The organism is Enterobacter cloacae complex sp. XAL002 (genome assembly GCF_049236805.1).
Classification (GTDB): Bacteria; Pseudomonadota; Gammaproteobacteria; order Enterobacterales; family Enterobacteriaceae; genus Enterobacter; species Enterobacter intestinihominis.
Genome location: NZ_JBMKJN010000022.1, coordinates 1 through 25084, shown reverse-complemented (window position 1 = coordinate 25084; position 25084 = coordinate 1). Strand labels below are relative to the sequence as shown.

The 25084-nt window shown below is 53.0% G+C and carries 30 protein-coding genes and 3 pseudogenes; 31 read left to right on the top strand and 2 right to left on the bottom strand.

Annotated features, from left to right (window positions below; all coding sequences use genetic code 11):
- Positions 1-89: 89 nt before the first annotated feature.
- From ACOT0L_RS18415 to ACOT0L_RS18405, 3 genes are read left to right on the top strand one after another with little or no spacing between them, the layout of a single operon-like run.
- Complete coding sequence (locus ACOT0L_RS18415; RefSeq protein WP_014884012.1) at positions 90-314, top strand: class II holin family protein; 225 nt, start codon at positions 90-92, stop codon at positions 312-314.
- Positions 292-786: a lysozyme gene (locus tag ACOT0L_RS18410; protein WP_126503916.1), complete on the top strand. Its 495-nt coding sequence runs from the start codon at positions 292-294 to the stop codon at positions 784-786. Before ACOT0L_RS18415 ends, ACOT0L_RS18410 begins: the two co-directional genes overlap by 23 nt.
- Positions 783-1250 carry a lysis protein gene (locus tag ACOT0L_RS18405; RefSeq protein WP_126503914.1) on the top strand — a complete coding sequence of 156 codons (468 nt, stop codon included), beginning with the start codon at positions 783-785 and terminating at the stop codon, positions 1248-1250. Before ACOT0L_RS18410 ends, ACOT0L_RS18405 begins: the two co-directional genes overlap by 4 nt.
- Before the next feature lie 33 nt (positions 1251-1283).
- On the opposite strand, the gene ACOT0L_RS18400 is transcribed toward ACOT0L_RS18405, so the two are convergent.
- On the bottom strand, positions 1284-1568 hold the full coding sequence (locus ACOT0L_RS18400) for a hypothetical protein (protein ID WP_126503912.1): 285 nt from the start codon (positions 1566-1568) through the stop codon (positions 1284-1286).
- A gap of 152 nt (positions 1569-1720) precedes the next feature.
- On the opposite strand from ACOT0L_RS18400, the pseudogene ACOT0L_RS18395 reads away from it, so the two are divergent.
- Positions 1721-1927: pseudogene (locus tag ACOT0L_RS18395) on the top strand (hypothetical protein).
- Positions 1928-1994: 67 nt separating this feature from the next.
- Here the strand turns inward: ACOT0L_RS18395 and ACOT0L_RS18390 are convergent.
- A complete protein-coding gene (locus tag ACOT0L_RS18390; RefSeq protein WP_126503910.1) occupies positions 1995-2246 on the bottom strand; it encodes a hypothetical protein in 252 nt (83 codons plus the stop codon).
- A gap of 62 nt (positions 2247-2308) precedes the next feature.
- Between ACOT0L_RS18390 and ACOT0L_RS18385 the strand changes: the two are divergent.
- The 27 genes and pseudogenes from ACOT0L_RS18385 to ACOT0L_RS18255 all read left to right on the top strand — a co-directional run.
- Positions 2309-2497, top strand: a pseudogene (locus tag ACOT0L_RS18385) (terminase small subunit); the annotation flags it as partial.
- A gap of 372 nt (positions 2498-2869) precedes the next feature.
- Complete coding sequence (locus ACOT0L_RS18380) at positions 2870-3061, top strand: hypothetical protein (protein ID WP_126503908.1); 192 nt, start codon at positions 2870-2872, stop codon at positions 3059-3061.
- Between the two features lie 52 nt (positions 3062-3113).
- On the top strand, positions 3114-4106 hold the full coding sequence (locus ACOT0L_RS18375) for a terminase small subunit (protein ID WP_126503906.1): 993 nt from the start codon (positions 3114-3116) through the stop codon (positions 4104-4106).
- Entirely contained in the window at positions 4084-5391 is a 1308-nt protein-coding gene (locus tag ACOT0L_RS18370) for a terminase large subunit domain-containing protein (protein ID WP_109082157.1), read from the top strand. The genes ACOT0L_RS18375 and ACOT0L_RS18370 overlap by 23 nt, the downstream gene beginning before the upstream one ends.
- A gap of 1 nt (position 5392) precedes the next feature.
- On the top strand, positions 5393-6781 hold the full coding sequence (locus ACOT0L_RS18365; RefSeq protein WP_126503904.1) for a DUF4055 domain-containing protein: 1389 nt from the start codon (positions 5393-5395) through the stop codon (positions 6779-6781).
- 1 nt (position 6782) lies between these two features.
- Positions 6783-7880: a phage minor head protein gene (locus ACOT0L_RS18360; protein WP_126503902.1), complete on the top strand. Its 1098-nt coding sequence runs from the start codon at positions 6783-6785 to the stop codon at positions 7878-7880.
- An 80-nt stretch (positions 7881-7960) separates the two neighbouring features.
- Positions 7961-8731 (top strand): hypothetical protein, encoded by a 771-nt coding sequence (locus tag ACOT0L_RS18355; RefSeq protein WP_118283747.1) that lies wholly within the window; start codon positions 7961-7963, stop codon positions 8729-8731.
- An 11-nt stretch (positions 8732-8742) separates the two neighbouring features.
- Positions 8743-9696 (top strand): major capsid protein, encoded by a 954-nt coding sequence (locus ACOT0L_RS18350; protein WP_126503900.1) that lies wholly within the window; start codon positions 8743-8745, stop codon positions 9694-9696.
- 47 nt (positions 9697-9743) lie between these two features.
- Complete coding sequence (locus tag ACOT0L_RS18345) at positions 9744-9977, top strand: Ig-like domain-containing protein (protein ID WP_126503898.1); 234 nt, start codon at positions 9744-9746, stop codon at positions 9975-9977.
- 36 nt (positions 9978-10013) lie between these two features.
- Positions 10014-10496: a DnaT-like ssDNA-binding protein gene (locus ACOT0L_RS18340; RefSeq protein ID WP_126503896.1), complete on the top strand. Its 483-nt coding sequence runs from the start codon at positions 10014-10016 to the stop codon at positions 10494-10496.
- 1 nt (position 10497) lies between these two features.
- Positions 10498-10848 (top strand): hypothetical protein, encoded by a 351-nt coding sequence (locus tag ACOT0L_RS18335; RefSeq protein WP_126503894.1) that lies wholly within the window; start codon positions 10498-10500, stop codon positions 10846-10848.
- A gap of 1 nt (position 10849) precedes the next feature.
- Positions 10850-11434, top strand: coding sequence for a hypothetical protein (locus ACOT0L_RS18330; RefSeq protein ID WP_126503892.1), 585 nt, complete (start codon positions 10850-10852; stop codon positions 11432-11434).
- Positions 11431-11841, top strand: coding sequence for a DUF4128 domain-containing protein (locus ACOT0L_RS18325; RefSeq protein ID WP_368994957.1), 411 nt, complete (start codon positions 11431-11433; stop codon positions 11839-11841). The genes ACOT0L_RS18330 and ACOT0L_RS18325 overlap by 4 nt, the downstream gene beginning before the upstream one ends.
- Before the next feature lie 69 nt (positions 11842-11910).
- Entirely contained in the window at positions 11911-12582 is a 672-nt protein-coding gene (locus tag ACOT0L_RS18320) for a phage tail protein (protein WP_047352246.1), read from the top strand.
- Positions 12583-12642: 60 nt separating this feature from the next.
- Positions 12643-12954: a phage tail assembly chaperone gene (locus tag ACOT0L_RS18315; protein WP_094084361.1), complete on the top strand. Its 312-nt coding sequence runs from the start codon at positions 12643-12645 to the stop codon at positions 12952-12954.
- On the top strand, positions 12951-13265 hold the full coding sequence (locus ACOT0L_RS18310) for a DUF1799 domain-containing protein (RefSeq protein ID WP_080345978.1): 315 nt from the start codon (positions 12951-12953) through the stop codon (positions 13263-13265). The genes ACOT0L_RS18315 and ACOT0L_RS18310 overlap by 4 nt, the downstream gene beginning before the upstream one ends.
- Positions 13262-16174, top strand: coding sequence for a phage tail tape measure protein (locus tag ACOT0L_RS18305; protein ID WP_126503888.1), 2913 nt, complete (start codon positions 13262-13264; stop codon positions 16172-16174). Before ACOT0L_RS18310 ends, ACOT0L_RS18305 begins: the two co-directional genes overlap by 4 nt.
- Before the next feature lie 112 nt (positions 16175-16286).
- A complete protein-coding gene (locus ACOT0L_RS18300; RefSeq protein ID WP_038419619.1) occupies positions 16287-16970 on the top strand; it encodes a hypothetical protein in 684 nt (227 codons plus the stop codon).
- Positions 16971-17044: 74 nt separating this feature from the next.
- Complete coding sequence (locus tag ACOT0L_RS18295; RefSeq protein WP_126503886.1) at positions 17045-17392, top strand: phage tail protein; 348 nt, start codon at positions 17045-17047, stop codon at positions 17390-17392.
- Positions 17389-18144 carry a phage minor tail protein L gene (locus ACOT0L_RS18290; RefSeq protein WP_126503885.1) on the top strand — a complete coding sequence of 252 codons (756 nt, stop codon included), beginning with the start codon at positions 17389-17391 and terminating at the stop codon, positions 18142-18144. The genes ACOT0L_RS18295 and ACOT0L_RS18290 overlap by 4 nt, the downstream gene beginning before the upstream one ends.
- A 1-nt stretch (position 18145) precedes the next feature.
- A complete protein-coding gene (locus ACOT0L_RS18285) occupies positions 18146-18856 on the top strand; it encodes a C40 family peptidase (protein WP_094084357.1) in 711 nt (236 codons plus the stop codon).
- Positions 18857-18888: 32 nt separating this feature from the next.
- Positions 18889-19518 (top strand): tail assembly protein, encoded by a 630-nt coding sequence (locus ACOT0L_RS18280; RefSeq protein WP_059294648.1) that lies wholly within the window; start codon positions 18889-18891, stop codon positions 19516-19518.
- A 52-nt stretch (positions 19519-19570) separates the two neighbouring features.
- Positions 19571-23122: a host specificity protein J gene (locus ACOT0L_RS18275; RefSeq protein ID WP_126503883.1), complete on the top strand. Its 3552-nt coding sequence runs from the start codon at positions 19571-19573 to the stop codon at positions 23120-23122.
- 42 nt (positions 23123-23164) lie between these two features.
- Complete coding sequence (locus tag ACOT0L_RS18270) at positions 23165-23479, top strand: hypothetical protein (protein ID WP_023303629.1); 315 nt, start codon at positions 23165-23167, stop codon at positions 23477-23479.
- Positions 23480-24151 (top strand): hypothetical protein, encoded by a 672-nt coding sequence (locus tag ACOT0L_RS18265; protein WP_126503881.1) that lies wholly within the window; start codon positions 23480-23482, stop codon positions 24149-24151. It begins immediately after the preceding gene.
- Positions 24152-24258: 107 nt separating this feature from the next.
- Entirely contained in the window at positions 24259-24492 is a 234-nt protein-coding gene (gene cor, locus ACOT0L_RS18260; RefSeq protein WP_126503879.1) for a phage exclusion lipoprotein Cor, read from the top strand.
- Between the two features lie 58 nt (positions 24493-24550).
- Positions 24551-25084, top strand: a pseudogene (locus ACOT0L_RS18255) (phage tail protein); the annotation flags it as partial.

Genomic DNA, 25084 nt, shown 5'->3' with positions numbered 1-25084 from the left:
GTACCATCATCGACACGCCTTCTTGTTAATCGTCCCGACGGACTGACCCTTTTCAAACACACAGCACCCGCCCAAAGCGAGGTGAGAGTATGTATCGCATGGACAAACTAACCACCGGTGCTGCTTATGGCGCTTCAGCCGGTAGCATCCTAAACGGCATGCTGAATGCCTACAGTCCCGAGCAGTGGAACGCTATCGGCGTGCTGGTGGGCATCATCATCGCTGTACTGACATATCTGACGAATCTCTATTTCAAAATCCGCGAAGACAACCGCCGCAGCAGGAGCCGAGATGAACCCGACACTCCGAAATAAGCTGGTGGGCGCCGTTGTTGGTGGATCCGGAGCAATAACTATTGCTGCAGTAATGCTGGGCAATGCGGATGGGCTGGAAGGGCGTCGCTATTACGCCTATCAGGACGTGGTCGGCGTCTGGACCGTTTGTGATGGGCACACCGGTGCCGACATTCGCCGCGGTCACCGTTACACCGACAAAGAGTGCGACAACCTGCTGAAGGCAGATCTGCGAAAGGTGGCAAATGCCATCGACCCGCTGATAAAGGTTCGCATCCCTGAGCCCACGCGCGCCGCGCTTTACTCTTTCACTTACAACGTTGGATCTGGAGCTTTCGCCAGCTCAACTCTGCTGAAGAAGCTGAACTCCGGTGATGTGCCTGGTGCCTGCAAAGAACTGCAGCGCTGGACGTATGCCGGTGGCAAACAGTGGAAGGGGCTTATCACCCGGCGCGAGATTGAGCGTGAAGTTTGCGAATGGGGCCAGAAATGAGCCGATTAACAGCCATCATCTGCGCAGTCGTTATCTGCCTGCTGGTTTCTATGACATGGGCGATTAACCACTACCGAGACAACGCCATCGCTTATAAAGACCAGCGCGATAAGGCCACTGAGAAGCTCAGCCTGGCAAACTCCACCATCAAAGACATGCAAACCCGCCAGCGTGACGCAGCGGCACTGGATGCTAAATACACAAAGGAATTAGCTGATGCGAAAGCTGAAAATGATGCTCTGCAGCGCAAGCTTGATTTTGGCGGCCGGGTGCGCGTCAAAGGACGCTGTCCAGTGCCAGCCTCAACCGAAACCGCCAGCGCCGCCAGCATGGGCGATGATGCCACCGTCGAACTCTCTTCAGTTGCTGGACGAAACGTTCTCGGTATCCGAGACGGAATCAAGCAAGACCAAGCAAAAATAGCCGCACTTCAACAGTTCATAACTGAGCAGTGCAGCCAGTGATTTTATTTAGCAGTTGATGGGTTATGCGGATAATTACTGCTCTGGGAAATGCACTTCGAAAGAGTAGTTTTGCTTATCACTGCTTATGGTTAGAGTGCAGTTTTCTTCGTCCCACTCCATTTTTTGAAAGCGCGAATCAAAATATTGATAACCACAAATTGATGACTCAAAACTAAATACAACCTTATCGTAGTCTGAGGAAATAGTCACAGCGTAATAATTACCATCTACGTACCCACCTACGGTTACGTAGGTATTACCTTTTATTCCGAGATGCTGACGACAATCTTGGGCGGCACCAATTGATTCAAAAGCCATTGTTTATTCCACTTTAAAAGAAAGATATATATATCGGCAATCCAGGATAAAACTTTAATTTACCTCCAAGCGAGTCGGAAAAACGATACTAAAGAACTATAAAGTGGTGGAAATTTTTAGTTGCTGGCTACAGAAAAAAAAAGAGGCTCTCATTGTCCGACATCTACATCATCAAACTGACGACGAACGACGGCGGCGAGAACAGAGGCAAGATGTAACGGCGTCAGCCTGAGCAGGTTAACGGCTTTGCTCCTCTGGCGACGGAGACGGGCGAGTGGCTTTACTTTGCACCTGCTGATGTTAAGCGCGTGCAGTTCACGCCAGTACCGGCAGAGCAGACCGAACAAAAAGCAGGCTAAGTGACAAAAGAGAGTGTGGGCGGGCTGCCACTCAGTTTACCAATGAGAAGCAGCTCCATGTTTTAATTTAAACAAATTCCCGAAGTTTCTCGGTTAGCAGTTGCGAGCTTATTGCCTCTGGTGTATCACCTTGAATGGTATTTTCTTCTATAGCTTCTAAAAGCCCTTTGTTAATTGCGTTTTTGACAGTTGCGCCATGCTTAAACTCTATAAACTGAAGCAATGCCTTTATCATTGATTTGTGGGCGACCATGGATACGTTAAGGTCCAAAACTTTGTCTTCAAGTTCTTCAAGCCTTGCATTTAAGTCTTCCATCATTACCTCTGAGATTAAAAATGGCACTCACCGACAAGCAAGAAATGTTTTGTCGCTAGTACCTCATCGATTTAAACGCCACGCAAGCGGCTATTCGGGCGGGGTACAGCGCAAAGACAGCTAACCGCACTGCGTCCGCAAACCTGTCAAAACCTGACATCCAGTCCAGAATTGCCGAACTCAAGTCCCAACGCAATGATCTGGTTGGCATAAATGCGATATACGTCCTAAATCGTCTCGTTGAGATAGACCAAAACGTGGTAGGCGAACTGCCAGAAGGGGAAGTCAATCTGAAGTAGTAAAGCGGCTGGACCGCCGCCGAAAGGCATTGCAGCAGTCATGATGCTTCCCTGAGTCGCCAGTGTGCTAGTCTGTGTAGTGATGGGTCAAGGGTTCTATATCAAAACAAGCTCCGGTAAAGCAGCGCGAACGCCAGACGCGCACCGGTTATAAGCGGCGATGAAGCGACAGCAACTCAAGGGCATGAGCGTGGCTACTCCGGGAAGTGGCAACAATTACAAAGCTCACTCGCTGGTGGGCGTGATAATGGAAAAATTATTTGAAATCTTGACATTATCCCCCACATCCTCATTACCACAGATTGGCTGTGGGAAAAGGAGAAAATAATGTTAGATGGTTATTTTGGCAATAATCCAATGACAAAAGACAAGCAACGCTTGCTTGCAGTTCAGGCCGCTCTTGAAATTGCAAAGGCTTCTGCCAATTCAGGCAGTGGCGTTATGCACAGCGATTTGGAACAGGCAAGCAATTACATTGAAAAGCTAGCTGACGCGATCCAAACAGCCTTGAAGAAATAGCATCCACTAATGATATTTAACCGCCTAAGGGCGGTTTTTTATTGGAGTAAATATGGCAAAACCGGACTGGGGCGAGCTTCAGCAACGGTTCCTGTCCGAACATGCCGCAACCGGCGTATCACCGAAGGATTGGTGTGAAACGCAGGGACTGAACTACGCGACCGCCCGCCGATATATCAAAAAACCTTCTCCGCAAACTGCGCAAAAATCTGCGCAGAAAAAAATGCGCACTGCGCAGAAAGATAAAAGCGCAAATGAGCTGGTGGATGATGATGGGATTACCGCTCAGCAGCGCTTATTTGTAGCGGAATACCTGAAGGACAACAACGCCACCGCTGCCGCTGCACGTGCTGGTTATAGTGACCCAAATTACGGTCGTCAGCTCATAGCGAATCCTAACGTTGCGCAGGCTATTGCGCGGCAGCAAAAAGTGTCCATTGCGCGCACGCTTGGGAGTGCTGATGAGGTTCTGGCGCAGATGTGGCGACTCGCCACTTTCGATGCAAACCAGCTTTCACAGTATCGTCGCGGCGCGTGTCGTTACTGCTGGGGATTCGGTCACCACTACCAGTGGCGCGATGCAGTTGAGTTTGATGAGGAAACGGCAAAAGTCGAGGGAAGGGAAGGTACCAGGCCGCCGCAGGATACTGGCGGCTATGGTTACGACCACAACCGAGAACCAAACCCAGAATGCCCACGCTGCAATGGTGACGGCATTGGCCAGCCTTATTTCCCTGATACACGCAAACTCCCGGCTGTTTCTAGGCTTGCCTATTCAGGCGTGAAGGTTGGCAAGAATGGTGTCGAAATCACAGCCATCAGCCGCGAAAGAATGTTCGAAGCGGTAATGAAACGACTCGGCCTGGCCGATAGCGAATTCGCGCAGCGCCTGCAGCAGATTGAAATCGAACGCCGGCAGCTTGAGGTCGAGAAACTCCGTAAAGAGCTGGCCGGTGATGGTGAGGACGATGAACCAACTCCAGTGCAAATCAATATCAACGTAGTGGATGCGAGGGCAGATGATGGGGATCAGCCCGACACTTAACATTCCTCAGGCGCGCTTCCTCGCAATGCAGCACAAGTTTAAAGCCTACGTTGCCGGGTTCGGTTCCGGTAAGACGTGGGTGGGTTGTGGCGGCATCTGTAAGGGGATGTGGGAGCATCCTAAAATCAACCAGGGTTATTTCGCGCCGACGTACCCGCAGATCCGTGACATCTTCTACCCGACGATTGAAGAGGTGGCCTTTGACTGGGGCTTGAACGTCAAAATCAACGAGGGGAACAAAGAGGTTCACTTCTACGAGGGGCGACGGTTCCGCGGGACTACAATCTGCCGCTCGATGGAGAAGCCCGGCTCGATCGTCGGCTTCAAAATCGGTAATGCGATGGTGGATGAGCTGGACGTCATGGCGGCTGCCAAAGCGCAGCAGGCGTGGCGAAAAATCATCGCCCGTATGCGTTACAAGGTTGATGGTCTGCGTAACGGCATCGATGTCACGACTACGCCGGAGGGCTTCAAGTTTGTCTACCAGCAGTTTGTGAAGGCGGTGCGTGAAAAGCCTGAGCTTTCTGCTTTGTACGGGCTGATACAGGCCAGCACGTTCGACAACGCGAAGAACCTGCCCCCGGATTACATTCCCTCGCTGCTGAGTTCTTATCCTGATGAACTGATTCAGGCATACCTGCGCGGGAAATTCACGAACCTCAACAGCGGGACCATTTATCACACCTTCAACCGTAAGCTGAACAACTGTTCTGACGAGATTCAGGATGGAGATCCGTTGTTTATCGGTATGGACTTCAACGTAGGGAAAATGGCCGCGATTGTTCACGTAAAGCGTAATGGCCTGCCGCGCGCGGTCCGTGAGCTGGTGAAGGTCTACGACACGCCGGCGATGATTAAGCGCATTCAGGAAGAGTTCTGGCGCTACGAGGATGGTCGCTACGTTAAAAGCCGGGAGATTTACATCTATCCGGATGCCTCTGGCGACTCCCGCAAATCGCAGAACGCCAGCAAGACCGATATTGCCCAGCTCAACGATGCCGGATTCAGCGTCATCGTTGATGATGCCAACCCGCCGGTTAAGGACCGTATCAACTCTATGAACGCCATGTTCTGCAACGCCAACGGCGAACGCCGCTATCTGGTGAACGTTCAGAACTGCCCGGTTTATACCGAGAGCCTCGAGCAGCAAATCTGGGCGGCCAATGGCGAACCGGACAAATCAGCTGATAACGATCACCCCAATGATGCTGGTGGGTACTTCATCGTGAAGGATTACCCGATCGTGAAACCGGCATACTCAATCACCATGGACACCACTTTCTGATATGGCAAACGACGACATCACCTGGGTTCGACCAGAACACCGGGCGGCTTCTGCTGCCTGGCGGAAATACAGGGACTTCTGCAAAGGAGTTGAGGCCGTAAAAGCGGCGGGTAATAAGTATCTGCCTTATCTCGACCCAACCGATAAATCCACACGCAATCGCAAGCGCAACGAAGACTATCTGAGCCGCGCAGTGTTCTATGCCATTGCGGGCAATACTAAGATCGGCATGCTTGGGATGGCGTATCGCAAGGACCCCACGTTTAATGGTCCTGAAAAGCTGAAATACCTGTTGGACAATGCTGACGGGGCCGGTACCAGCATCTATCAGCAGTCGCAGCTGGTGACCGAAAACGTGCTAGAGGTTGCGCGAGAGGGCATTTACGTCGATTACGCTGCAGAGTCCGACGAAGCGATCATCCTCCGCTATCCGGCAGAGAACATCATCAACTGGAGAACAAAGCGTATTAACGGACGCGATCAACTGGTGCTTGTGGTCCTGCGTGAATGCGTAGAAGAGCCTGATGGTTACGCTTACAAGGATGAAATCCAGTACCGCGAGCTGGCGCTGGAAGAAGGGCGGTTCATATGCCGGGTATGGCGCCGGGCTGGTGGCACCGCAAGCGGAACCTACACAGTTGACAGTGAGTACCACCCTAAGCCGAAAGGAAAGGACTACTGGGATGAAATCCCGTTCACCTTTGTCGGTGCTCAGAACAACGATCCCACTATCGATGATTCACCGCTTGCCGCGCTGGTGGAGATAAACCACGGTCATTACCGAAACAGCGCTGACTATGAAGACAGCGTGTGGTTCTGTGGCCAGGTGCAGCCGTACATGACTGGGCTCGATACCGGCTGGCGCGATCACCTCGAGAAGAAGGGGGTGAAAATTGGTTCCCGATCACCGCTTTTGCTTCCTAAGGAGGGCTCGTTTGGCTATGCCCAGGCACAGCCCAACATGCTGGCTAAAGAGGCCATGGACAGCAAACGCGATTACATGGTGCAGTTGGGCGCCCGCCTGATTGAGCAGAACGCCACGGCGAAGACGGCAACCCAGGCGAGCGGTGAGCAAACATCATCAACATCGGTGCTCGGTATCTGTGTTTCAAACGTTTCTGAGGCCTACACGCTGGCGCTTGGCTGGTGTGCAAAATATCTCGGCATCAAGGGTGAATCGACGAGCTACACGATCAACCAGGAATTCATCGCGAAAGTTGCCGAGTCAGGCATGGTGACGGCAATCGTCAATGCCTGGCAGTCGGGTGCGCTGCGAGATAGCGATATGATTCGCGCACTGCAGAAGCTTGATCTCATTGACCCGGCCGACAGTCCTGACGAGGTTATTGATACGCTTCGCAATCAGGCACCAACGCTGACCGGGGGCTAATATGGCAACCGTGAACGAAAGCCTGCGGGATGAGGCTATTGCTCATTCCGTCTGGATTAGCCGCTACGCTACGGGCGTGGCAAACCGGATGGTGAAGTTGCTTAACGAGACGGATGCGGACCTTTCGGCCCGACTGCTCGATGCGCTGGACAGATTGGCTCCTGAGAGCTTCACCGTTAGCCGTTTGCAGAGTTTACTGGGCAGCGTGCGCGATCTTAACCATCAGGCCGTAGCCACCATGCAGGCAGGGCTCGAGAGTGAGCTGGTGGCGCTGGCAAAGAACGAAGCCAGTTATCAGCTGAGCCTGTTCGATTCCCTTCTGCCATCACAGGTCTTGTCTCACTATCCGCTGCAGGCCATCACCGCCGATATGGTGTATGCCGCAGCGATGGCGCAGCCCTTTCAGGGGCGGCTGCTGAGTGAGTGGGCGGATAATCTGGAATCGGACAGGCTGGCGCGTATCGTGAACGCTGTCCGCAGGGGGTATCTTGCTGGCGACACGGTAGAGACTATCGCACGCAATGTTCGCGGACACGCCAACAAAGACTATCGCGACGGCGCGCTGCAGATGAGCAGGGCAAACGCTGCCAGCATCGCTAAAACAGCCGTGAATCATCTGGCTGCCACAGCACGCAACAGCTTCGCCAGTGCCAACAGCGATATCGTGAAAGGCAAACAGTGGCTGTCTACGCTGGACAATAAAACCAGCCACGACTGCATTATTCGTGACCTGCTGCGCTACACCCTGGATAACAAACCGGTCGGGCATAAGGTGCCTTACCTGCAGGGCCCCGGGAAAATTCATTTTTGCTGTCGTTCTACCGAAACCCTAGTGCTCAAGTCGTGGCGCGAACTCGGCATTGATATCGACGAGATGGACGAGGGGACTCGAGCCAGCATGGATGGACAGGTACCGGGGAAAGCTTCGTATCTGGAATGGCTCGCGCGCCAGCCGGCACAACGTCAGGATCAGGTTCTTGGTGCAGAGCGTGGCCATCTGTTCCGCGCGGGTGAAATCGACCTGGCTGATATGTTCACTGACAAAGGCGAATGGATCAGCCTTGAACGGCTGAAGCAGCTCTCAGGCACAGACAACTAACAATCACATCTTACTCCACGCCCTGGCATCCGCCGGGGCTTTTTTATGGGCGAGGCCCGGCAAAATCCCGAGGGGACATTATGTTAATTCGAAATATGCTTCTGAAATATTACGCACCTGAAAGTGGCGGTGAGGGCGGCGGTGGAGGTGGTATCGAAATCACTCCTGAAATCCAGAAGCTGATTGATGAGCGCGTGACCAGTGAAGTCACTGGCCTCAAAACGAAAAATAGCGAACTGCTGGGCACCATTAAACAGCAGAAAGAAAACCTGTCCCGATTTGAAGGTATCGATCCAGACGCGGTACGCGGCATCTTGCAGCGTTTTTCCGACGACGAAGAGGCAAAGCTGATTGCCGCCGGAAAAATCGATGAGGTGCTCGATAAGCGCACCGAGCGTCTGCGTGCTGACGTTGATAAGCAGATTAAAGCCGCAAATGAACGCGCGGACAAAGCCGAAGCGTTCTCCAACAAATTCCGGGATCGAGTTCTGGGCGATGCAATCCGTGCAGCAGCGTCAAAAGCTGGCGCGCTGCCGGAAGCATCGGACGATCTGATTCTGCGTGCCAAAGGCACATTCCAGCTCAACGACGAAGGCGAGGCCGTAGCAGTTGATGCAAATGGCGATGTTCTGTTCGGTAAAGACGGCAAAACTCCACTAAGCCCGCTTGAGTGGGCGGAGTCTCTTAAGGAGACGGCTCCGCATCTCTTCCCACGCGCAGAAGGCACCGGCGCGGGCGGACACAAACCAAACGGCGGTGGCAGCCTGAAACGTTCCGAAATGAGCGCCAGCGACAAAGCGGACTACATCCGCAAGCATGGCCAGCAGGCCTTCCTCAAACTTCCGAAATAAGGGATTAACCCATGTCTACCACTGTTAATAGTGACCTGATCATTTATGACGATCTGGCGCAGACCGCTTTCCTCGAGCGCCGCCAGGATAATCTGGAAGTGTTCAACGCTTCCTCCAACGGTGCGATTTTGCTGGATAACGAACTGATCGAAGGCGATTTTCGTAAGCGTGCTTTTTATAAAGTTGGTGGTTCCATTGAATCGCGCAATGTGAACTCTGTCGATAAAGTCACAGGTAAAAAAATCGGTGCCGGTGAAGCGGTATCCGTTAAAGCACCGTGGAAATACGGCCCGTATGAAACCACGGAAGAGGCCTTTAAACGCCGTGGCCGCTCCGTTGATGAGTTCTCCGAAGTGATCGGCGTTGATGTCGCAGATGCCACGCTGGAAGGCTACGTGAAATACGGCCTGAAAGCGCTGACTGCGGCGATTGGTGCTAACGCCGACATGGTCGTAACCGCCGACATTGAGACCGACGGTAAAAAGACCCTGACGCGCGGCCTGCGCAAATACGGGGACAAGTTTAACCGCGTGGTCCTGTTCGTGATGCACTCTGCCACCTACTTCGACATTGTTGATGAGGCGATTGCCAACAAAATCTACGAAGAAGCGGGCGTGGTGGTTTACGGCGGGCAGCCAGGCACGCTGGGTAAACCTGTGCTGGTGACCGACACCATGGACGCTGATGCGATCCTTGGGCTGGTAGCTGGTGCGGTTACCGTCACCGAATCTCAGGCGCCGGGCTTCCGTTCCTACGATATCAACGATCAGGAAAACCTTGCGGTTGGCTATCGTGCTGAAGGCGTGGTGAACGTTGATCTGCTGGGCTACAGCTGGGATACCGCCAAAGGTGATAACCCTGACCTGACCGCCATTGGCACTGCGGGCAACTGGAAGAAACACTTCACCAGCAACAAATCTACGGCAGGCGTGCTGATCAAACTGGAATCCGCGGTGGGGGAGTAACGCTGTCAGCGGATAAAACCTCCGCAACCGCTGACAGTACAGACGCGGTGACTGTTTCTCTGAAGTACACGCTGAATGGCTCCGGTGTATCCGGTAAAACCGTCGCGTGGACGTCCACAGGTGGCACGCTCAGCACGGCCAGTTCTCAAACCGGCTCTGCTGGTGGTGCAACGGTGAAACTCACATCAGACGTTGCTGGCACCTTCACGGTAACCGGCACGGTTGAAGGAGTGGCGAAAACCACTGATGAGATCACCTTCACTGCGCCTTCCGGAGAATAACGAATGGGGCGAAAGCCCCATAAACAGGATGATTCGATGATCAATACCGATATCACCTCTCCTGATGCCAACAGCTACGCCAGTGAAGAGGATCTTGCCTCATTTGCGGAAATACGCGGCATTGAACTGCCTGACAAGCTCACACCTTTGCTGATAAAGGCAATGGATTACCTGGAGGGGCTGGACTGGGTTGGCTCAAAAGCCGACCCTCGACAGCCGCTGGCCTGGCCACGCGTGAATGTCGTTCTGGATGAACATGATTTCCCGCCGGATGAAGTTCCACGGCAGGTTATAACCGCGCAGTGCATGCTGGCGGTAGAGGCAATCGACGGCGATTTACTCTCCAGCGTGCGCGAAGCCGCTGTGAAAACTGAACGTGTGGAAGGTGCTGTAACCATGACCTACGCGGTCGCAGATGGCGAAGTCTTCACGCCGTCTTATCCTGCCGTTATGGCGCTGCTGGGCGACCTTGCTGGTGGTCGTGGTTACGCCATTAATGCATTTGCAGAGAGGGTCTGATATGGCGATTGATTATCAACGTATGCAGGCCAGAACGACCCGCATGCTCAGGCAGAACGGCGCGACGTACAACCTAACCCGCAAGGGTTCAGTAACGGTTATCGGTGGAGTCGAGCGTAAAACGGATGATGTTCAGTTCACTGCGATCGGCGTTAAAACGGAATACGCACCCGGTGAGATAGACGGAACAGTCATCGTAAACGGTGATGTTCGAATCGTCTTTACCGCAGAGCAGGAAATTAAAATCGGCGACGTAGTCGATATTGATGGCACAGCCCACCGGGTTATCAAACCCAACCCGGCAAAACCTGCCTCGCTGGTACTCTGCTACAAAGCGCAGCTGAGGGCTTAACATGGGCGAGAACGCGGCTTTCATGGCTGAAATCACGGCTTTCGTTAACAAGGCGAAAACGAATCAGGAAGCAGTGGTGCGCGCCGTCGGCATAAAAATACTTAACCAGCTGGTGATGATGTCCCCAGTGGGCAACCCGGAGTTGTGGGAAGTTAACCAGACAGCCGTTTCCTATAATCGCGCTGTTTACGATCACAACGAGGCGCAGCGGGCCGATCTCGCTAACCTGACCAAAACCGGGCGACTGAAGAAAAAAAACCGGGTGGTGGATGGGATGGATATCAAAGCACCGCCGGGGTATACGGGCGGACGCTTTCGCGGTAACTGGCAGGTGTCCTTTGATGTGCCAACGACTGACGAGACAGGCCGGGTTGATAAGACAGGTGATCTGACAAAAGCGGCCGGGAACTATACGCTGTCGCTCTTCAAGGTCGGGATGAAGGCCATTTATTTCTGCAACAACGTGCCCTATGCCTACCCGCTTGAAATGGGGCATTCCACACAGGCTCCGGGCGGCATGGTCCGCATAACTGCAGCTGAGTTTCAACGCTTCTTTGAGGAAGCTGTCAGGGAGGTGACTAAGTGATTCCGGATATTGCATCTGCACTGGCCGCCAGACTGGGTACCTGGGCCGATGCCGAGGGAATTTCGGTTGCATGGGAGAACGTGCCGTTTACACCTCCTGCTAATGAGATGTACCTGGCCGTTCACGATATGCCCGTTACGCCGCGAACAATCGATCTCGGATTGCGCTGCCGGACTTATTCAGGCGTGTACCAGATTAATGTCGTGGCGCCAGCCGGCTCCGGCCGTACCTCCGTCGTTGCCCTTGCTGGCAGAGTAGCGGAATTGTTCCCCGAGGGGCTGGAAATTGCAGGCAAAGACTTTACCTGCTGGATTAGCAGCGCGCCTGGCATATTCCGCGGCGTCCCTACACCTGTGTCCTACTCCGTTCCTGTCAGCCTGAATTATCGGGCAGACATTATCAACTGATTCCCTCTGTGATGTCCCACAAGTGACCGGCCTTGAGCCGGTTTCCCCGTTTCTAAAGGAGTAACCATTATGGGCTTTGCATTGCCTAACGGCGCTCATGTCTATCTGGCATCGGGCTACGGCCCGGCCATTACTTTCACCGGCGCGACGAATGCTGAGCACGCGGTGATCACCGTTAGCGCCGCAGACGATATAGCGGTCGGCGATATCGTTCACGTGAACTGCAACTGGTCGGGTATTGATAACGTTATCGCGAAAATCGACGCGATTGCGGAGAATGCAGTAACTCTTCGCAACATCAACACCACCAACAAAAACAAATACGCGGCGGGCGGCGGTTCCGGCTCTATTCGCAAAATTGAAGAATGGACCGAGCTGCCACAAATTACTGAGGTATCGAAATCTGGTGGTGATCAGAACACCACGCAGATTCAGTTCCTCAGCGATGATCGCCAGCGCAACCTGAATACCTATAAATCCGCTGTCTCTCAGACTTACTCGATTGCTCACGACTCAACTCTCCCGGTTTATCCGCTGCTGCGCCAGCTGGACGAAGACGAAGAGACTGTGGCTGCGTATATGTACGTGCCGAAGGCGAAGGAGAACCGTTACTGGGCGGCCACGGCATCTTTTGACGACACGCCGACCACGGCGGTGAACGAGGTCGAAACGGTAAGCGTCGTGCTGAACCTGCAATCGCCAGCGATGACGTTCTACAAAATCACAGGCGCCCCGGCATAAGTCAGGCATAACGACAACCTGAGCCTCCGCCATGGAGGCTTTTTTCACTAAGAGGCAACGATGGCGACTAAATTCACCCTTCATCCCAAACCAACTTTTAAGGCCAACGTATCGATCCCGCGCGCCGGCGATGAGGATGGCGTGCTGACCTTCACGTTTAATCATAAGCCACTCAAAGAGCTGGCTGATCTGGAAAAACTGGAAGGCAAAACCGCCACTGATTTTCTGATGGAAATTATTTCTGGCTGGGCACTCCCCGATACATTCAACGCGGAAAATCTTTCGGTGCTGCTGGAAAACTATCCGGCTGCAATGAAGGCTATCCCTGAAACCTACTATCGCGAACTGATGGGGCAGCGCGAAAAAAACTGATAGCGGTTGCCTCTGCATTCTATACGCCTGAACCCACAGCGGCAGACCTGGCGCCCTATGGGCTTTCGCCGGATGACTACGACGATCAATACATCGACGTCTGGCCAGATGTATGGCCTTCATTCCTGGTGTTTCAGGCTGTCAGTACGCAGTGGCGCACGGGCATGGGTGGTGCATCAGGGCTTGATTACAACGTGCTGCCCTGGGTAATGCGCCTGCACCACGTCGAGGACGAGGCAACCGCACTTTCGGACATCCGAATCATGGAGAGCGCCGCACTAAAAGTTATGCATAAAGAGAGGGCGGAATGAGTAACGATATCGCCACGATTTCCCTGCGCGTAAATACCACTGAGCTGGAGCGCGGTAACCAGGCACTGGATCGCTTTCAGGAGACCGCGTCCGCCGCGGCAGGCAAAGCGGATGACCTGAACAGCACGTTCCGCACCGGTATCGATAACCAGAAGAAAAACAGCGAAAGCCTGAAGCAGCAGCGTCAGGAACTGCAGAACCTGCTGAATAAAATCAGCCCGGTAAACAAGGCACTGGATGAACTGGATACTATCCAGGAGAGCCTGGCGAAGTTTCGCGGTAAAGGGCTGGTGGGAGACGAGGACTTTACTCGTTACAACAGCGTGCTTGAGACGACGCGGGCAAAACTGGCACAGGTAATGGAGTCTGAAACCGCAGAGGGGCGGGCTCGCATTGAACAGGCTCAGGCAGCGCAGCGTGCAGCTGCGGCGGGCAAAACCTTTATCGATTCGCTGGAGGAGCAGGTCACAGCAATCGGAAAAACGCGCACAGAACTGTTAGAGCTAAAAGCTGCCCAACTCGGCGTATCCGATCGTGCTGCACCAATGATCGCAAAGCTGAAAGAGCAGGAGGAAGCGTGGAAGTCTGGGGCTATCAGCGCGGGGCAATACCGCAATGCTATGCGTTATCTCCCGATGCAAATTACCGACATTGTGACCTCACTGGCTTCCGGTATGCCTGTTTATATGGTTGCCATTCAGCAGGGCGGTCAGCTCCGTGACTCGTTTGGCGGTGTGGGCAATGCTCTGAAAGCAATGTTGTCGATGGTGACTCCTGCCCGAGTGGCCATTGGTGGCCTGGCTGGCGCTGTACTGATTGCGGCCAAAGCGGGATCGGACTACTTCACCGCTTACGACGAAATCAACAAGGCCATTATCAGGACTGGCAATATTGCCGGCACGTCAGCGCTCCAGATTATGGCTTCCTCTCAGTCTATTGCTGCCTCTACTGGGGCTACTGTAGGAACCGTTCAGAGCTTGATGACTGAGCTGGTTGGCATGGGATCGCTGACACAGCAGCAACTTGAAAAAGCAGCGGGCTCCACGGCGCTGGCGGTTCAGACCGGTATAGTCTCGGCGCAGGACATTGCTAAAGCCTATAAGGACATCGAAAAAGACCCTGTTAAAGCGCTGCAGAGTCTCAACGAACAATATAATTTCCTGACCTTTTCACAACTTAAGCATGTTGACGATCTGATAAAGCAAAAGGACCAGACCGCGGCCGTTACGCAGACTATGGACCTGTTTGGCGATACGATGGCAAAACGCGGAGAGCAGGCTTACGAATCGCTGACACCGTTTGGTCGCCTGTGGCTGGATATCAAGGGCTGGGCGTCTGAGGCCATGCAGAGTATCGGTCAGTGGGTAGCCGAGCTGGCATCAAACACACTGAAGGAATTCAACGCAATTTATTACAGCGTTGCGATCGTTTTCCAGAAGCTGAACCAGATCATTTCTTCCTCTATCGCTGCCGCGATTAACCTCGTTCCCGACTGGGCGAAAACAGATACCTTGCAGGGATGGCAGGACTACAACGAACAAATGGCCGGCGCTTATGGCGACAGCATTTCTCAGCTGAAAAAAGACTGGGATGCGGCTGATATAAGTGCAGGTAAATACCTCGATACGACCAGAAAGATAAGTATCGCAACCACCCAGAAGGATCGGGAAGGAATCGCTTCTTTTGGTAAAAAGACCAAAACCGGAAAGCAGGGCACATTATCGGCTGGCGATCGCAGCACGGATGCTGCCCAGGCCGAGCTGCTGGCGCTTCAGGCACAATTACGCGCGCTGCAGCAGCATAAAGGGCTGAACGACACTATAAGCCAGCAGCGCAAAGATCTGTGGACGACTGAAGCGAAATTTCAGGTGCTGGAAGAGGCCTCGCGTTCACGTTCACTGACAAAGCAGGAGCAAGCCCTGCTGGCGAGTAAAGACCAGGTGCTTCAGTTGGCACGGCAGAAAGCCCTGTTAGGTGATCAGATTACCGCACAGGAACAGCTGAACAAGCGAATGGATACCTCGCAGAAATACGTCACGCAGATGGCAGAGAAGCAGGCTGCATTAGTGAACGGTGCCGGGATGAGTGACCGTCAGGCACAACGTGAACTCGCGAAAAGTCAGCTTGCCGCTGGCTGGAAGAATGCTGGAGGTTCACTTGACGACGAGGACTATCAGAAGCAGCTTAAAGCGGCGAATGATTACTATGATGCAGAGGACCGGTTACGTGGCGACTGGCTGACTGGCGCGAAAAAGGGCTGGGCTGAATTTGAGGACAGCGCGACCAATGTTTACTCGCAGGTGCAGACGATTACCAGCAATGCGTTCACCGGGATGGCCAGCACGCTCACCGACTTTTTTACTACTGGAAAAGCTAACTTCTCAGACTTCCTTTCTACTTTCCTCAAGGGCATCGCCCAGATGCTGACTCAACTGGCTCTGGTTAATGGAATGAAGTCAGCCTTTGGTGGCACGGGTATCGGTGCGTTCTTTGGTTTCTCTGGTGGCGGTCTGGTGCCGCGATTCGATAGCGGTGGCTACACCGGTGATGGTGGTAAGTACCAACCGAAAGGCGTGGTTCACGGCGGTGAGTTTGTGTTTACGAAGGAAGCGACCAGTGCACTGGGTATCGGCAACCTCTATGCACTTATGCGTGGAGCTCAGGGGTATGCTAACGGCGGCTATGTTGGCCACGCCCCGATGTATGGGCTGCAATCATCGGCAACTGGCGGCGTAACCGTTCAAACGTCCGTGGTCGTTCATAATCAGAACACTCAGCAGCAGGCATCTGGTAACAACGACGCTATTTCTCGGGCTTACAAACAGACTATCGATCAGTCTGTTCGTGCTGGAATTGCCAAACAGCTCCAGCCTGGAGGTTTAATTTGGAATGCAACGAAAATGCGTTAATTGCAAACCTTCTGAAAGTTTGGTTTTTGCCGCTCATCTAAGAAAAGGATAGCCATTGACCAATTAAAAGTTAATGTTAGGATGTTTCTGATTGTAACTTAAGGATATTGCAATGAGAAAATTTCTTGGACTGACAGTCGTGGCGTTACTGGTATCTGGATGTACTACGCCAGCTAGAAACTATGTACCGCAGACAAAGGAGATAAGTATTCCGCCACTCAATACGACTACTACTACCTATGTTGGTGAAGATATGGTTAGACAAGGTATCGACGCCAGTATTGACGCGATTCACTTCAATCAGGCGGTTGAAATCGGCTCCATAGGTGTATATACAATCCCAGCAGGTGACTATGTAAAAATTGGCGAGGATTCCAAATCTGAATTTTTCTCTAATGTAGAAAGAACATCAGGTGCTGTAGTACCGAATCGATTTATGGTCAACGATCCAACTCAAAGTATACAACTCAAAAAAAATGGTGAAATATGTATTGTGACAATCTATGGCGCAACCAAATGCGATACAGGGAAGCCATTTTCAAAAGTGAAATTTCAAACAGAGCAGCAGTCGGTTTTTCAGCAAACCTTGATTTATAATGGTAAGGTTGGAAATAAGATAAATATTGGTTATCGTGAGTTTCAGGGTGGATTGGCAAGAGCTGCCTTCTCAAACGAAGTGGAATATGATCTTTCTGAATCTAAAACCATACGCTATAAAGGAGCTGTTTTAGATATCCTTGATGCGAATAACCAGTCAATCACTTTTAAGCTTACTCGTAACTTCAATACCAATTGATAAAACTTTAATTTATTTTTTGAAATATAAAAACCCAACCCGCTTCGGCGGGTTTTTTTATACCTGGAGGAAAGGTGGCGATCGAAACATTTACCTGGCGAACCCAGATTCAGGCGGGAATGGAAGGATCGTTCAGCCTTAAAACGCGCTCTGCAACCTTTGGCGACGGCTATGAGCAGATCGCCGGGGAAGGCATTAACCCTGAAAAGCAGTCATGGCCGGTCACACTGACGGGGAAAAAAGCGGACATGCTTCAGGCCCTGAAGTTCTTTCGTTCTCACGTCACAAAGTCATTTATCTGGACATCGCCAGTTGGCGAAACAGGGCTCTATCGGATTGAGGCCGAATCAATCAAGTCACAGCCCTTATCCAGCAACGTTCTGACCATTTCTTCAACATTCAAACAGGCGTACGCACCATGATCACCGCAGACTATCAAAGCCTTGAGCCCGGCAACAAAGTCCGGCTTATCGAAGTTGATGGCTCTACGTTCGGCGTGGATGATGTACTGCGATTTCACGCGTACAATCTCCCGCACACGGAAGAAGAAATCGCCGCCGTTGGTGGTGATGAATCAAAGCTGAAGGCGAAAAGCATCTGGTGGCAGGGGGAAGAATATGCCGCCTGGCCGTATCAAATTGAAGGGCTAGAGGCCTCCACAGACGGCAACAGTGCCCAGCCAACGCTCACGGTTGCAGATATCGATAGCAAGATTACAGCGCTGTGCCTTGCCTATGACGATATGCTACAGGCGAAAGTCACTATCCATGACACCTATTCGCACTATCTCGATGCGAAGAACTTCCCAGCAGGTAACCCAACAGCTGATCCGCAACAGGTCAGAAAACGAGTTTTTTACATCGATAGTAAAAGCAGCGAAATTCCGGGCGAAAGTATCGAATTTGTACTCGATAGCCCAATGTCGTTACAGGGAAAGATGATCCCTACGCGACAACTTCATTCTCTGTGTACCTGGTGTATCCGGAATAAATATCGCACCGGCGACGGCTGCGACTATGCCGGTACCCGCTATTTCGACAAAAACAACAACCCAGTGAGCGATCCGTCACTGGATGAATGCAACGGCACGCTGACGGCCTGCAAACTTCGATTCGGCGAAAATAACGAACTCTCGTTCGGTGGTTTTCCGGGCACGTCTTTGATCAGGAGCTGATATGCGTCAGAAAACCATCGATGCGATTATGGCACATGCTGCAGCTGAGTATCCTCGCGAGTGTTGCGGCGTAGTGGCGCAGAAAAGCCGTGTTGAACGTTATTTCCCGTGCCGGAATCTTGCCGCGGTGCCGGAGGACAATTTTATACTTTGCCCCGAAGACTATGCAGCTGCTGAGGACTGGGGGAATGTGATCGCCATCGCTCACAGTCACCCTGATGCCACGACGCAACCGAGCGAACTGGATAAAGCGCAATGCGATGCAACCCTTTTACCCTGGCATATCGTGAGCTGGCCGGAGGGGGATTTACGGACCATCCAGCCGCGTGGAGAACTGCCTCTGCTGGAGCGCCCGTTTGTGCTTGGTCACTTCGACTGCTGGGGGCTGGTGATGAGCTATTACCGGCAAACCCACGGTATAGAGCTTCACGATTACCGGGTCGATTATCCCTGGTGGGAAAACGACTATCCGGACAACTTCTATCAGGATTGCTGGTATGAGTGCGGATTCCGTGAATTCGACGGGCCGCCAAAACCAGGCGACATGATAATCATGCAGGTTCAGGCAGATAAGTGGAATCATGCAGGAATCCTGCTGGAAGGCAACATGCTACTGCATCACCTTTATGGGCATCTGAGCCAGCGCGTACCTTATGGCGGTTACTGGCGTGAGCGCACAATGAAAATACTGCGCTTTAAAGACTGTTTCTGATAACCGCCTGTGGCAGTTTTTATGGGGGAAAAATGGCTGCATTACTCAATGTTGAGCCGGTCCGCACAATTCGATTGTACGGCGTGCTAGGCGCCACCTTCGGGCGTGAATATCGTTTGTCAGTAGCTTCACCTAAAGAGGCCATCCGCGCCCTGAGCGTTATCGTGCCGGGTTTTGAGCGTTTCCTGAATACCAGTAAGCAACGAGGTTTAACTTATGCGGTATTCAGCGGGAAACGAAACCTCTTAAACGATGAGCTCAGTATGGACAGGAGCAAAGAGGAAATCCGCATCGCGCCGGTGATCATCGGCAGTAAGCGAGCCGGTGTGTTTCAGACAATCCTCGGGGTTGCCCTTGTCGCTGTTGCTGCGTTCGTTACGGGAGGGGCCGCGATCGGGATTGGGGGTACCGCTTTCGCTGGTGGATGGGGCGCTGTGGCGGGGATTGGGGCATCAATGGCGATCGGCGGCGTAGTCCAGATGCTTTCTCCACAGACAACCGGGCTCGCCAGTAAGCAATCTGCGGATAACCAAGCCAGCTACGCCTTTGGTGGAGTAACAAACACGACAGCTCAGGGGAATCCGGTACCACTTCTTTATGGCCGCCGGCGAATCGGCGGCGCGATTATTTCTGCCGGGATTTATGTCGAAGATCAGCAATAAATAATCACCTTCTTTCAGGCCACCTTCGGGTGGCTTTTTTTATGGGCGCAATATGGCAACTGCAATCGCTATAAAAGGCCGCAAGGGCGGCAGCTCAAGTTCCCGAACCCCTACCGAACAGCCTGATGATCTGCAATCTGTAGCAAAGGCAAAAATCCTCGTTGCACTGGGAGAGGGGGAGTTTGCAGGGCAACTGACGGCGAAAGATATCTATCTGGACGGAACGGCTCTTGAGAATGCTGACGGCTCTCAAAACTTCAGCGGCGTTACGTGGGAATTTCGCGCGGGAACTCAGGCGCAAAAATATATTCAGGGCATACCCGGTACCGAAAACGAAATCAACGTGGGAACTGAGGTATCGAGCGCTACAGCGTGGACGCGCACGTTTACTAATACGCAGCTTTCAGCTGTTCGCCTGCGCCTGAAATGGCCTTCGCTTTTCAAGCAGGAGGACGACGGCGATCTGGTCGGTTACTCGGTTAATTACGCGATTGACCTGCAGACGGACGGCGGCACATGGCAGACGGTACTCAATACCAGCGTGACCGGCAAAACGACGTCAGGTTACGAGCGCAGCCACCGTATTGATTTACCTCAGGCTGGCAGCACCTGGACAATCCGACTGCGTAAGATTACGTCTGATGCCAACAGCGCGAAGATCGGCGACACGATGATGCTGCAGAGCTTCACCGAGGTAATTGACGCCAAATTACGCTATCCAAACACAGCGCTGCTTTATATCGAATTCGATTCCAGCCAGTTTAACGGCTCTATCCCGCAGATCTCCTGCGAGCCCCGCGGCCGCGTTATCCGCGTACCGGATACTTACGACCCCGAAACTCGCACTTATAGCGGTACGTGGGCTGGGACATTTAAATGGGCCTGGACCGATAACCCTGCATGGATTTTCTACGACTTGGTGGTTAGTGACCGTTTCGGACTTGGGGATCGTCTTACAACGGCCAACATAGATAAATGGACGCTCTACCAGGTTGCGCAGTATTGCGATCAAATGGTACCGGATGGCAAAGGCGGAAGTGGTACCGAACCACGTTATACCTGCAACGTCTACATTCAGGAACGCAACGACGCTTATACGGTCCTGCGTGATTTTGCTGCCATCTTCCGTGGGATGACCTACTGGGGCGACGACCAGATTGTGGCGCTGGCGGACATGCCGAGAGATGTAGATTTTACATATACGCATGCGAACGTTATTGATGGGCGCTTTACCTATTCCAGCAGCACCACAAAGAACCGTTACACCAATGCGCTGGTGTCCTGGTCTGATCCTGATAACGCTTATTCTGATGCGATGGAGCCTGTTTTTGAGCAGGCGCTGGTTGCGCGTTATGGGTTTAATCAACTTGAGATAACTGCTATCGGTTGTACCCGTCAGTCAGAAGCGAATCGCAAAGGGCGATGGGGGCTCCTCACCAACAACAAAGATCGCGTTGTTACTTTCAATGTAGGGGAAGATGGCAACATTCCACAGCCTGGCTATGTAATCGCCGTAGCGGACCGAAATCTCTCCGGGCGCGACCTGGGCGGCCGTATCTCTGCGGTGAATGGTCGCGTGCTGACGTTGGACAGGGCGCCGGATGCTTCGGCAGCTGACAGGATGATTGTCAATCTTCCATCGGGTGTTTCACAGTCACGCACTATTCAGTCGATAACGGGCAATAAAGTGACCGTTACGACCGCTTACAGTGAAACGCCTGTGGCTGAGGCCGTATGGGTCATTGAGTCTGATGAGCTCTACGCACAGCAGTATCGCGTTATTACGGTAACTGATAATAACGACGGCACGTTCACAATCGTCGGTGCAAATCACGATCCGGATAAATTCGATCGCATTGATACCGGAGCCATCATTGACCAGCGGCCGGTGAGCGTGATCCCGCCGGGCAACCAGTCGCCGCCTGCGAACATCGTGATCAGCTCGTTTTCTGTGGTGCAGCAAAATATCAGCGTCGAAACGATGCGCGTGAGCTGGGACCAGGCGCAGAACGCTATCGCCTATGAAGCGCAATGGCGCCGCAAAGACGGGAACTGGGTTAACGTGCCGCGCAGCTCCACCACGTCATTCGACGTGCCGGGGATATATGCCGGGCGCTACCTGGTACGTGTGCGCGCCATTAATGCCGCAGAAATTTCTTCCGGGTGGGGCTATTCGGAAGAGAAAACGCTGACGGGTAAAGTGGGCAATCCGCCGAAACCGGTCGGCTTCATCGCTTCTGATAATGTGGTTTTCGGTATCGAGCTGAGCTGGGGATTCCCGGCGAACACCGACGACACGCTGAAGACGGAAATTCAGTACAGCCTGACCGGGACGGAAGACGATGCGATGCTGCTGGCAGACGTACCCTATCCGCAGCGCAAGTATCAGCAGATGGGCCTAAAGGCTGGGCAAATTTTCTGGTACCGCGCGCAGCTGGTGGACCGCAGCGGAAACGAATCAGGTTATACAGACTTTTTGCGCGGGCAGGCCAGCATCGATGTATCCGATATCACCGATGCAATTCTGGAGGACATGAAAGGCTCCGATACGTTCAAAGACCTGATCGAGAACGCGGTGGACAGCAATGCAAAAATTGCAGGCATGGCTGACGACATTAAACAGGCCAACGACGAACTGGCGCAACAGGCGGAGGAAATCGCCAAAAACGCCCAGGATATCGGGAAGGTTCAGACCAGCGTTACAAACCTGTCGAGCACGGTCGGAGATGTGTCTTCTTCTCTGAGCAAGCTTGAGCAGACAGTGGCGACGGCCGATACCGCGCTGGGCCAGCGCATCGATAACATCAGCGTGTCTGTGGACGGTATGACGGGAGGAGTGAAGAACTCCGCCATCGCGATTATTCAGGGCAATCTGGCGCAGGTGGCCGCGCGCAAAACGCTGTCGGCATCGGTCGCCGGTAACAGCGCGCAGCTGGACCGCATTGATGAGGTGATCGTCAACGAGAAGGAGGCAACGGCGCGTTCGCTGCTGAGTTTGCAGACTGACGTGAACGGCAACAAGGCATCCATCAACAGCCTGAACCAGACGTTCTCCGATTACCAGCAGGCCACGGCCACGCAGATAAACGGCATCACGGCGACCATCAACGGGCATACGTCAGCCATTACCACTAACGCGCAGGCCATTGCGAACGTCAACGGCGACCTGAAGGCGATGTACAGCATCAAGGTCGGGTTATCCAGCAACGGCCAGTACTACGCCGCAGGGATGGGGATAGGCGTGGAGAATACGCCGTCCGGCATGCAGTCGCAGGTTATCTTCCTGGCTGACCGCTTCGCCGTTACTCACCAGGCCGGAGCGACCGTTACGCTTCCGTTCGTTATTCAGAACGGGCAGGTGTTCATCAGAGACGCGCTGATAGGTGATGGCACCATCAGCAACGCCAAGATCGGTAACTACATCCAGTCCAATAACTATGTGGCTGGCTCAGTCGGGTGGAGGCTGGATAAGGGCGGTACGTTTGAGAACTACGGTTCGACAGCTGGTGAGGGGGCCATGAAACAGACAAACCAGACAATCAGCGTGCGGGACTCCAGGAATGTGTTGAGGGTGCAGATCGGTAGAATCACGGGAACATGGTAACGGGAGGCCTCTTACGGGGCCTCTTTTTTTCAGGAGGACTGGATGGCGGAATATGGGGTTCAGACATGGGACGCCTCAGGCAAGGTAAACAACTATGGCGTTAAGCCTGTCAGCGTTTGTGGCTATCTCCAGCTGGCCCAGAACCAGAAAACAGGCTCTTACACCGTAGCGCTTCCACCGGGTTGCAGGCTTACCTATTTTCAGGTCATGAACGGTGATCAGTTTGGAACGAGTCGGAGAAAGATCACCATTTCAGGGGGAACAGCGACAGTGTCAGCAGTAGGCGATACCGACTACTCAGCAGGGACTGAGCCTGCGGCAGCGGCTTATCTCATTTTCCAGATCGAGAGGGCATAAATGGCGGAGTATGGCGTTTTACTGACGACCACGAGCGGGGAAGTATGGGTGACCGCGAACAGCTCGCCAATCGCTCTACAGGCGCGAAAGACAGCGGCACTTCAGGGAACAACGGGTTTCAATACCAAAGTGACGCACACTTTCCCCGCAGGTCAGCCCGTTGTCGCGTTCGTTCATTGTACTGTTGAGGTCGAAATCACCCAGACGATAAGCGGGAACACCTTCACGATTGATTTTCTCAGACCGAACGCAACCGGCACAGCGTACGTTTATTTTTTCTCTATTTTCCCGCAGACAAAGCCAGACTACGGGCTGGCTGTGTGGGATGCATCAGGGACGCTGATTTTAACAAACGAAACGCGCACACTGAGCGATGTAGTCACCCTCGGTACAGCCGGGGTGGATGCCAGCTCAGGATACAACATCAATACAACTCTGGCGGGGAAGTGGGCTTGTATGCCTGCCATGCTGGGGCTAATTACCGGGGTTATATCGGCTGGCGGTCAGCCGCAGCCATACATGGCCATATACAAGAGCATGGCAAAACTTGAGGGAAGCAATACGCGGATATTCGCCAGACCGCAGACAACCCCCGGCGGCAACCTTCAAAACGTCGCGTATTCGAATCTGAGAAACGTGATTATGGCCATCAACTGCGCCAACTATGATTGATCGTTTTGAACGATCAATTTCGAATAATTGATCTACCAAATCAATTATATCCCGTTGATTCATATTGTTATTGTGTAGCTTCATGAATGCCCTGGGATATAACCACTATGAAAAATATGATTCTTTGCCTGGCGGTAGCGGTATTGCTCTCCGGTTGTGCTGGCGTTATTGAGAAGCAGCAACCCGTATGCACCGGAACAGCCCTGGTCGGCGGACAGGAAAGCAGCGTCCAGATCTACGGAGTCCGCAAGCAAAACAATCAGACGCAGTACCGCGCCGGTTATCCCTTTAACTGGACCTGGGTGAGCGCCAACACGTTCAGCAGCACCACCTGCCACTAACCCATTCAGTTTTGAACAAACCCCGCTCCGGCGGGGTTTTTTATTGCCTGGAGAAAATATGCTTTATAACACTGGCACCATCGCCATTAATGGAAATACAGCCACCGGCACCGGCACGAACTGGACGGCACCGGCCAGCCAGATCCGGATTGGCCAGACGTTGTTTGTTCTTTCTAACCCGGTACAGATGTTTCAGATCACCGCCATCAACAGTGCGACGTCACTGACGGTTACGCCTGCCGCGTCTCCGGCGTTGAGCGGCCAGAAGTACGGCATTCTTGTTACTGATAGTCTCTCGGTCGACGGCCTGGCGCAGAGCATGTCCCAGCTCATCAACGAGTATGACGAGAACATCGGCGCCTGGGAGGCGTTCGCCACCACTTCAGCAAACCAGAACATCACCGTTACCATCAACGGCACTCGTGTAACCATTCCGGCGATCGGTAAACTGGTCCAGAAAGGGAGCAATGGGGCGGTTGGAGTTTTGGATGGCGGGACCGGGGCAACGAATGCCGCTGACGCTCGCACAAACCTCGGTTTGGGAAGTAGCGCGACTAAGGACGTCGGAACGGACTCCGGTAATGTCATGCAA

Bases quoted from the DNA above. Each gene is read 5' to 3' on its own strand.
- ACOT0L_RS18275 (WP_126503883.1), top strand. From the start codon at position 19,571: ATGGCAACTGCAATCGCTATAAAAGGCCGCAAGGGCGGCAGCTCAAGT.
- ACOT0L_RS18370 (WP_109082157.1), top strand. From the start codon at position 4,084: ATGGGGATCAGCCCGACACTTAACATTCCTCAGGCGCGCTTCCTCGCA.
- ACOT0L_RS18355 (WP_118283747.1), top strand. From the start codon at position 7,961: ATGTTAATTCGAAATATGCTTCTGAAATATTACGCACCTGAAAGTGGC.
- ACOT0L_RS18330 (WP_126503892.1), top strand. From the start codon at position 10,850: ATGGGCGAGAACGCGGCTTTCATGGCTGAAATCACGGCTTTCGTTAAC.
- ACOT0L_RS18335 (WP_126503894.1), top strand. From the start codon at position 10,498: ATGGCGATTGATTATCAACGTATGCAGGCCAGAACGACCCGCATGCTC.
- ACOT0L_RS18380 (WP_126503908.1), top strand. From the start codon at position 2,870: ATGTTAGATGGTTATTTTGGCAATAATCCAATGACAAAAGACAAGCAA.
- ACOT0L_RS18315 (WP_094084361.1), top strand. From the start codon at position 12,643: ATGGCGACTAAATTCACCCTTCATCCCAAACCAACTTTTAAGGCCAAC.
- ACOT0L_RS18280 (WP_059294648.1), top strand. From the start codon at position 18,889: ATGGCTGCATTACTCAATGTTGAGCCGGTCCGCACAATTCGATTGTAC.
- cor (WP_126503879.1), top strand. From the start codon at position 24,259: ATGAAAAATATGATTCTTTGCCTGGCGGTAGCGGTATTGCTCTCCGGT.
- ACOT0L_RS18410 (WP_126503916.1), top strand. From the start codon at position 292: ATGAACCCGACACTCCGAAATAAGCTGGTGGGCGCCGTTGTTGGTGGA.
- ACOT0L_RS18285 (WP_094084357.1), top strand. From the start codon at position 18,146: ATGCGTCAGAAAACCATCGATGCGATTATGGCACATGCTGCAGCTGAG.
- ACOT0L_RS18265 (WP_126503881.1), top strand. From the start codon at position 23,480: ATGGCGGAGTATGGCGTTTTACTGACGACCACGAGCGGGGAAGTATGG.
- ACOT0L_RS18290 (WP_126503885.1), top strand. From the start codon at position 17,389: ATGATCACCGCAGACTATCAAAGCCTTGAGCCCGGCAACAAAGTCCGG.
- ACOT0L_RS18300 (WP_038419619.1), top strand. From the start codon at position 16,287: ATGAGAAAATTTCTTGGACTGACAGTCGTGGCGTTACTGGTATCTGGA.
- ACOT0L_RS18365 (WP_126503904.1), top strand. From the start codon at position 5,393: ATGGCAAACGACGACATCACCTGGGTTCGACCAGAACACCGGGCGGCT.
- ACOT0L_RS18375 (WP_126503906.1), top strand. From the start codon at position 3,114: ATGGCAAAACCGGACTGGGGCGAGCTTCAGCAACGGTTCCTGTCCGAA.
- ACOT0L_RS18415 (WP_014884012.1), top strand. From the start codon at position 90: ATGTATCGCATGGACAAACTAACCACCGGTGCTGCTTATGGCGCTTCA.
- ACOT0L_RS18400 (WP_126503912.1), bottom strand. From the start codon at position 1,568: ATGGCTTTTGAATCAATTGGTGCCGCCCAAGATTGTCGTCAGCATCTC.
- ACOT0L_RS18320 (WP_047352246.1), top strand. From the start codon at position 11,911: ATGGGCTTTGCATTGCCTAACGGCGCTCATGTCTATCTGGCATCGGGC.
- ACOT0L_RS18305 (WP_126503888.1), top strand. From the start codon at position 13,262: ATGAGTAACGATATCGCCACGATTTCCCTGCGCGTAAATACCACTGAG.
- ACOT0L_RS18405 (WP_126503914.1), top strand. From the start codon at position 783: ATGAGCCGATTAACAGCCATCATCTGCGCAGTCGTTATCTGCCTGCTG.
- ACOT0L_RS18340 (WP_126503896.1), top strand. From the start codon at position 10,014: ATGATCAATACCGATATCACCTCTCCTGATGCCAACAGCTACGCCAGT.
- ACOT0L_RS18350 (WP_126503900.1), top strand. From the start codon at position 8,743: ATGTCTACCACTGTTAATAGTGACCTGATCATTTATGACGATCTGGCG.
- ACOT0L_RS18270 (WP_023303629.1), top strand. From the start codon at position 23,165: ATGGCGGAATATGGGGTTCAGACATGGGACGCCTCAGGCAAGGTAAAC.
- ACOT0L_RS18360 (WP_126503902.1), top strand. From the start codon at position 6,783: ATGGCAACCGTGAACGAAAGCCTGCGGGATGAGGCTATTGCTCATTCC.
- ACOT0L_RS18390 (WP_126503910.1), bottom strand. From the start codon at position 2,246: ATGATGGAAGACTTAAATGCAAGGCTTGAAGAACTTGAAGACAAAGTT.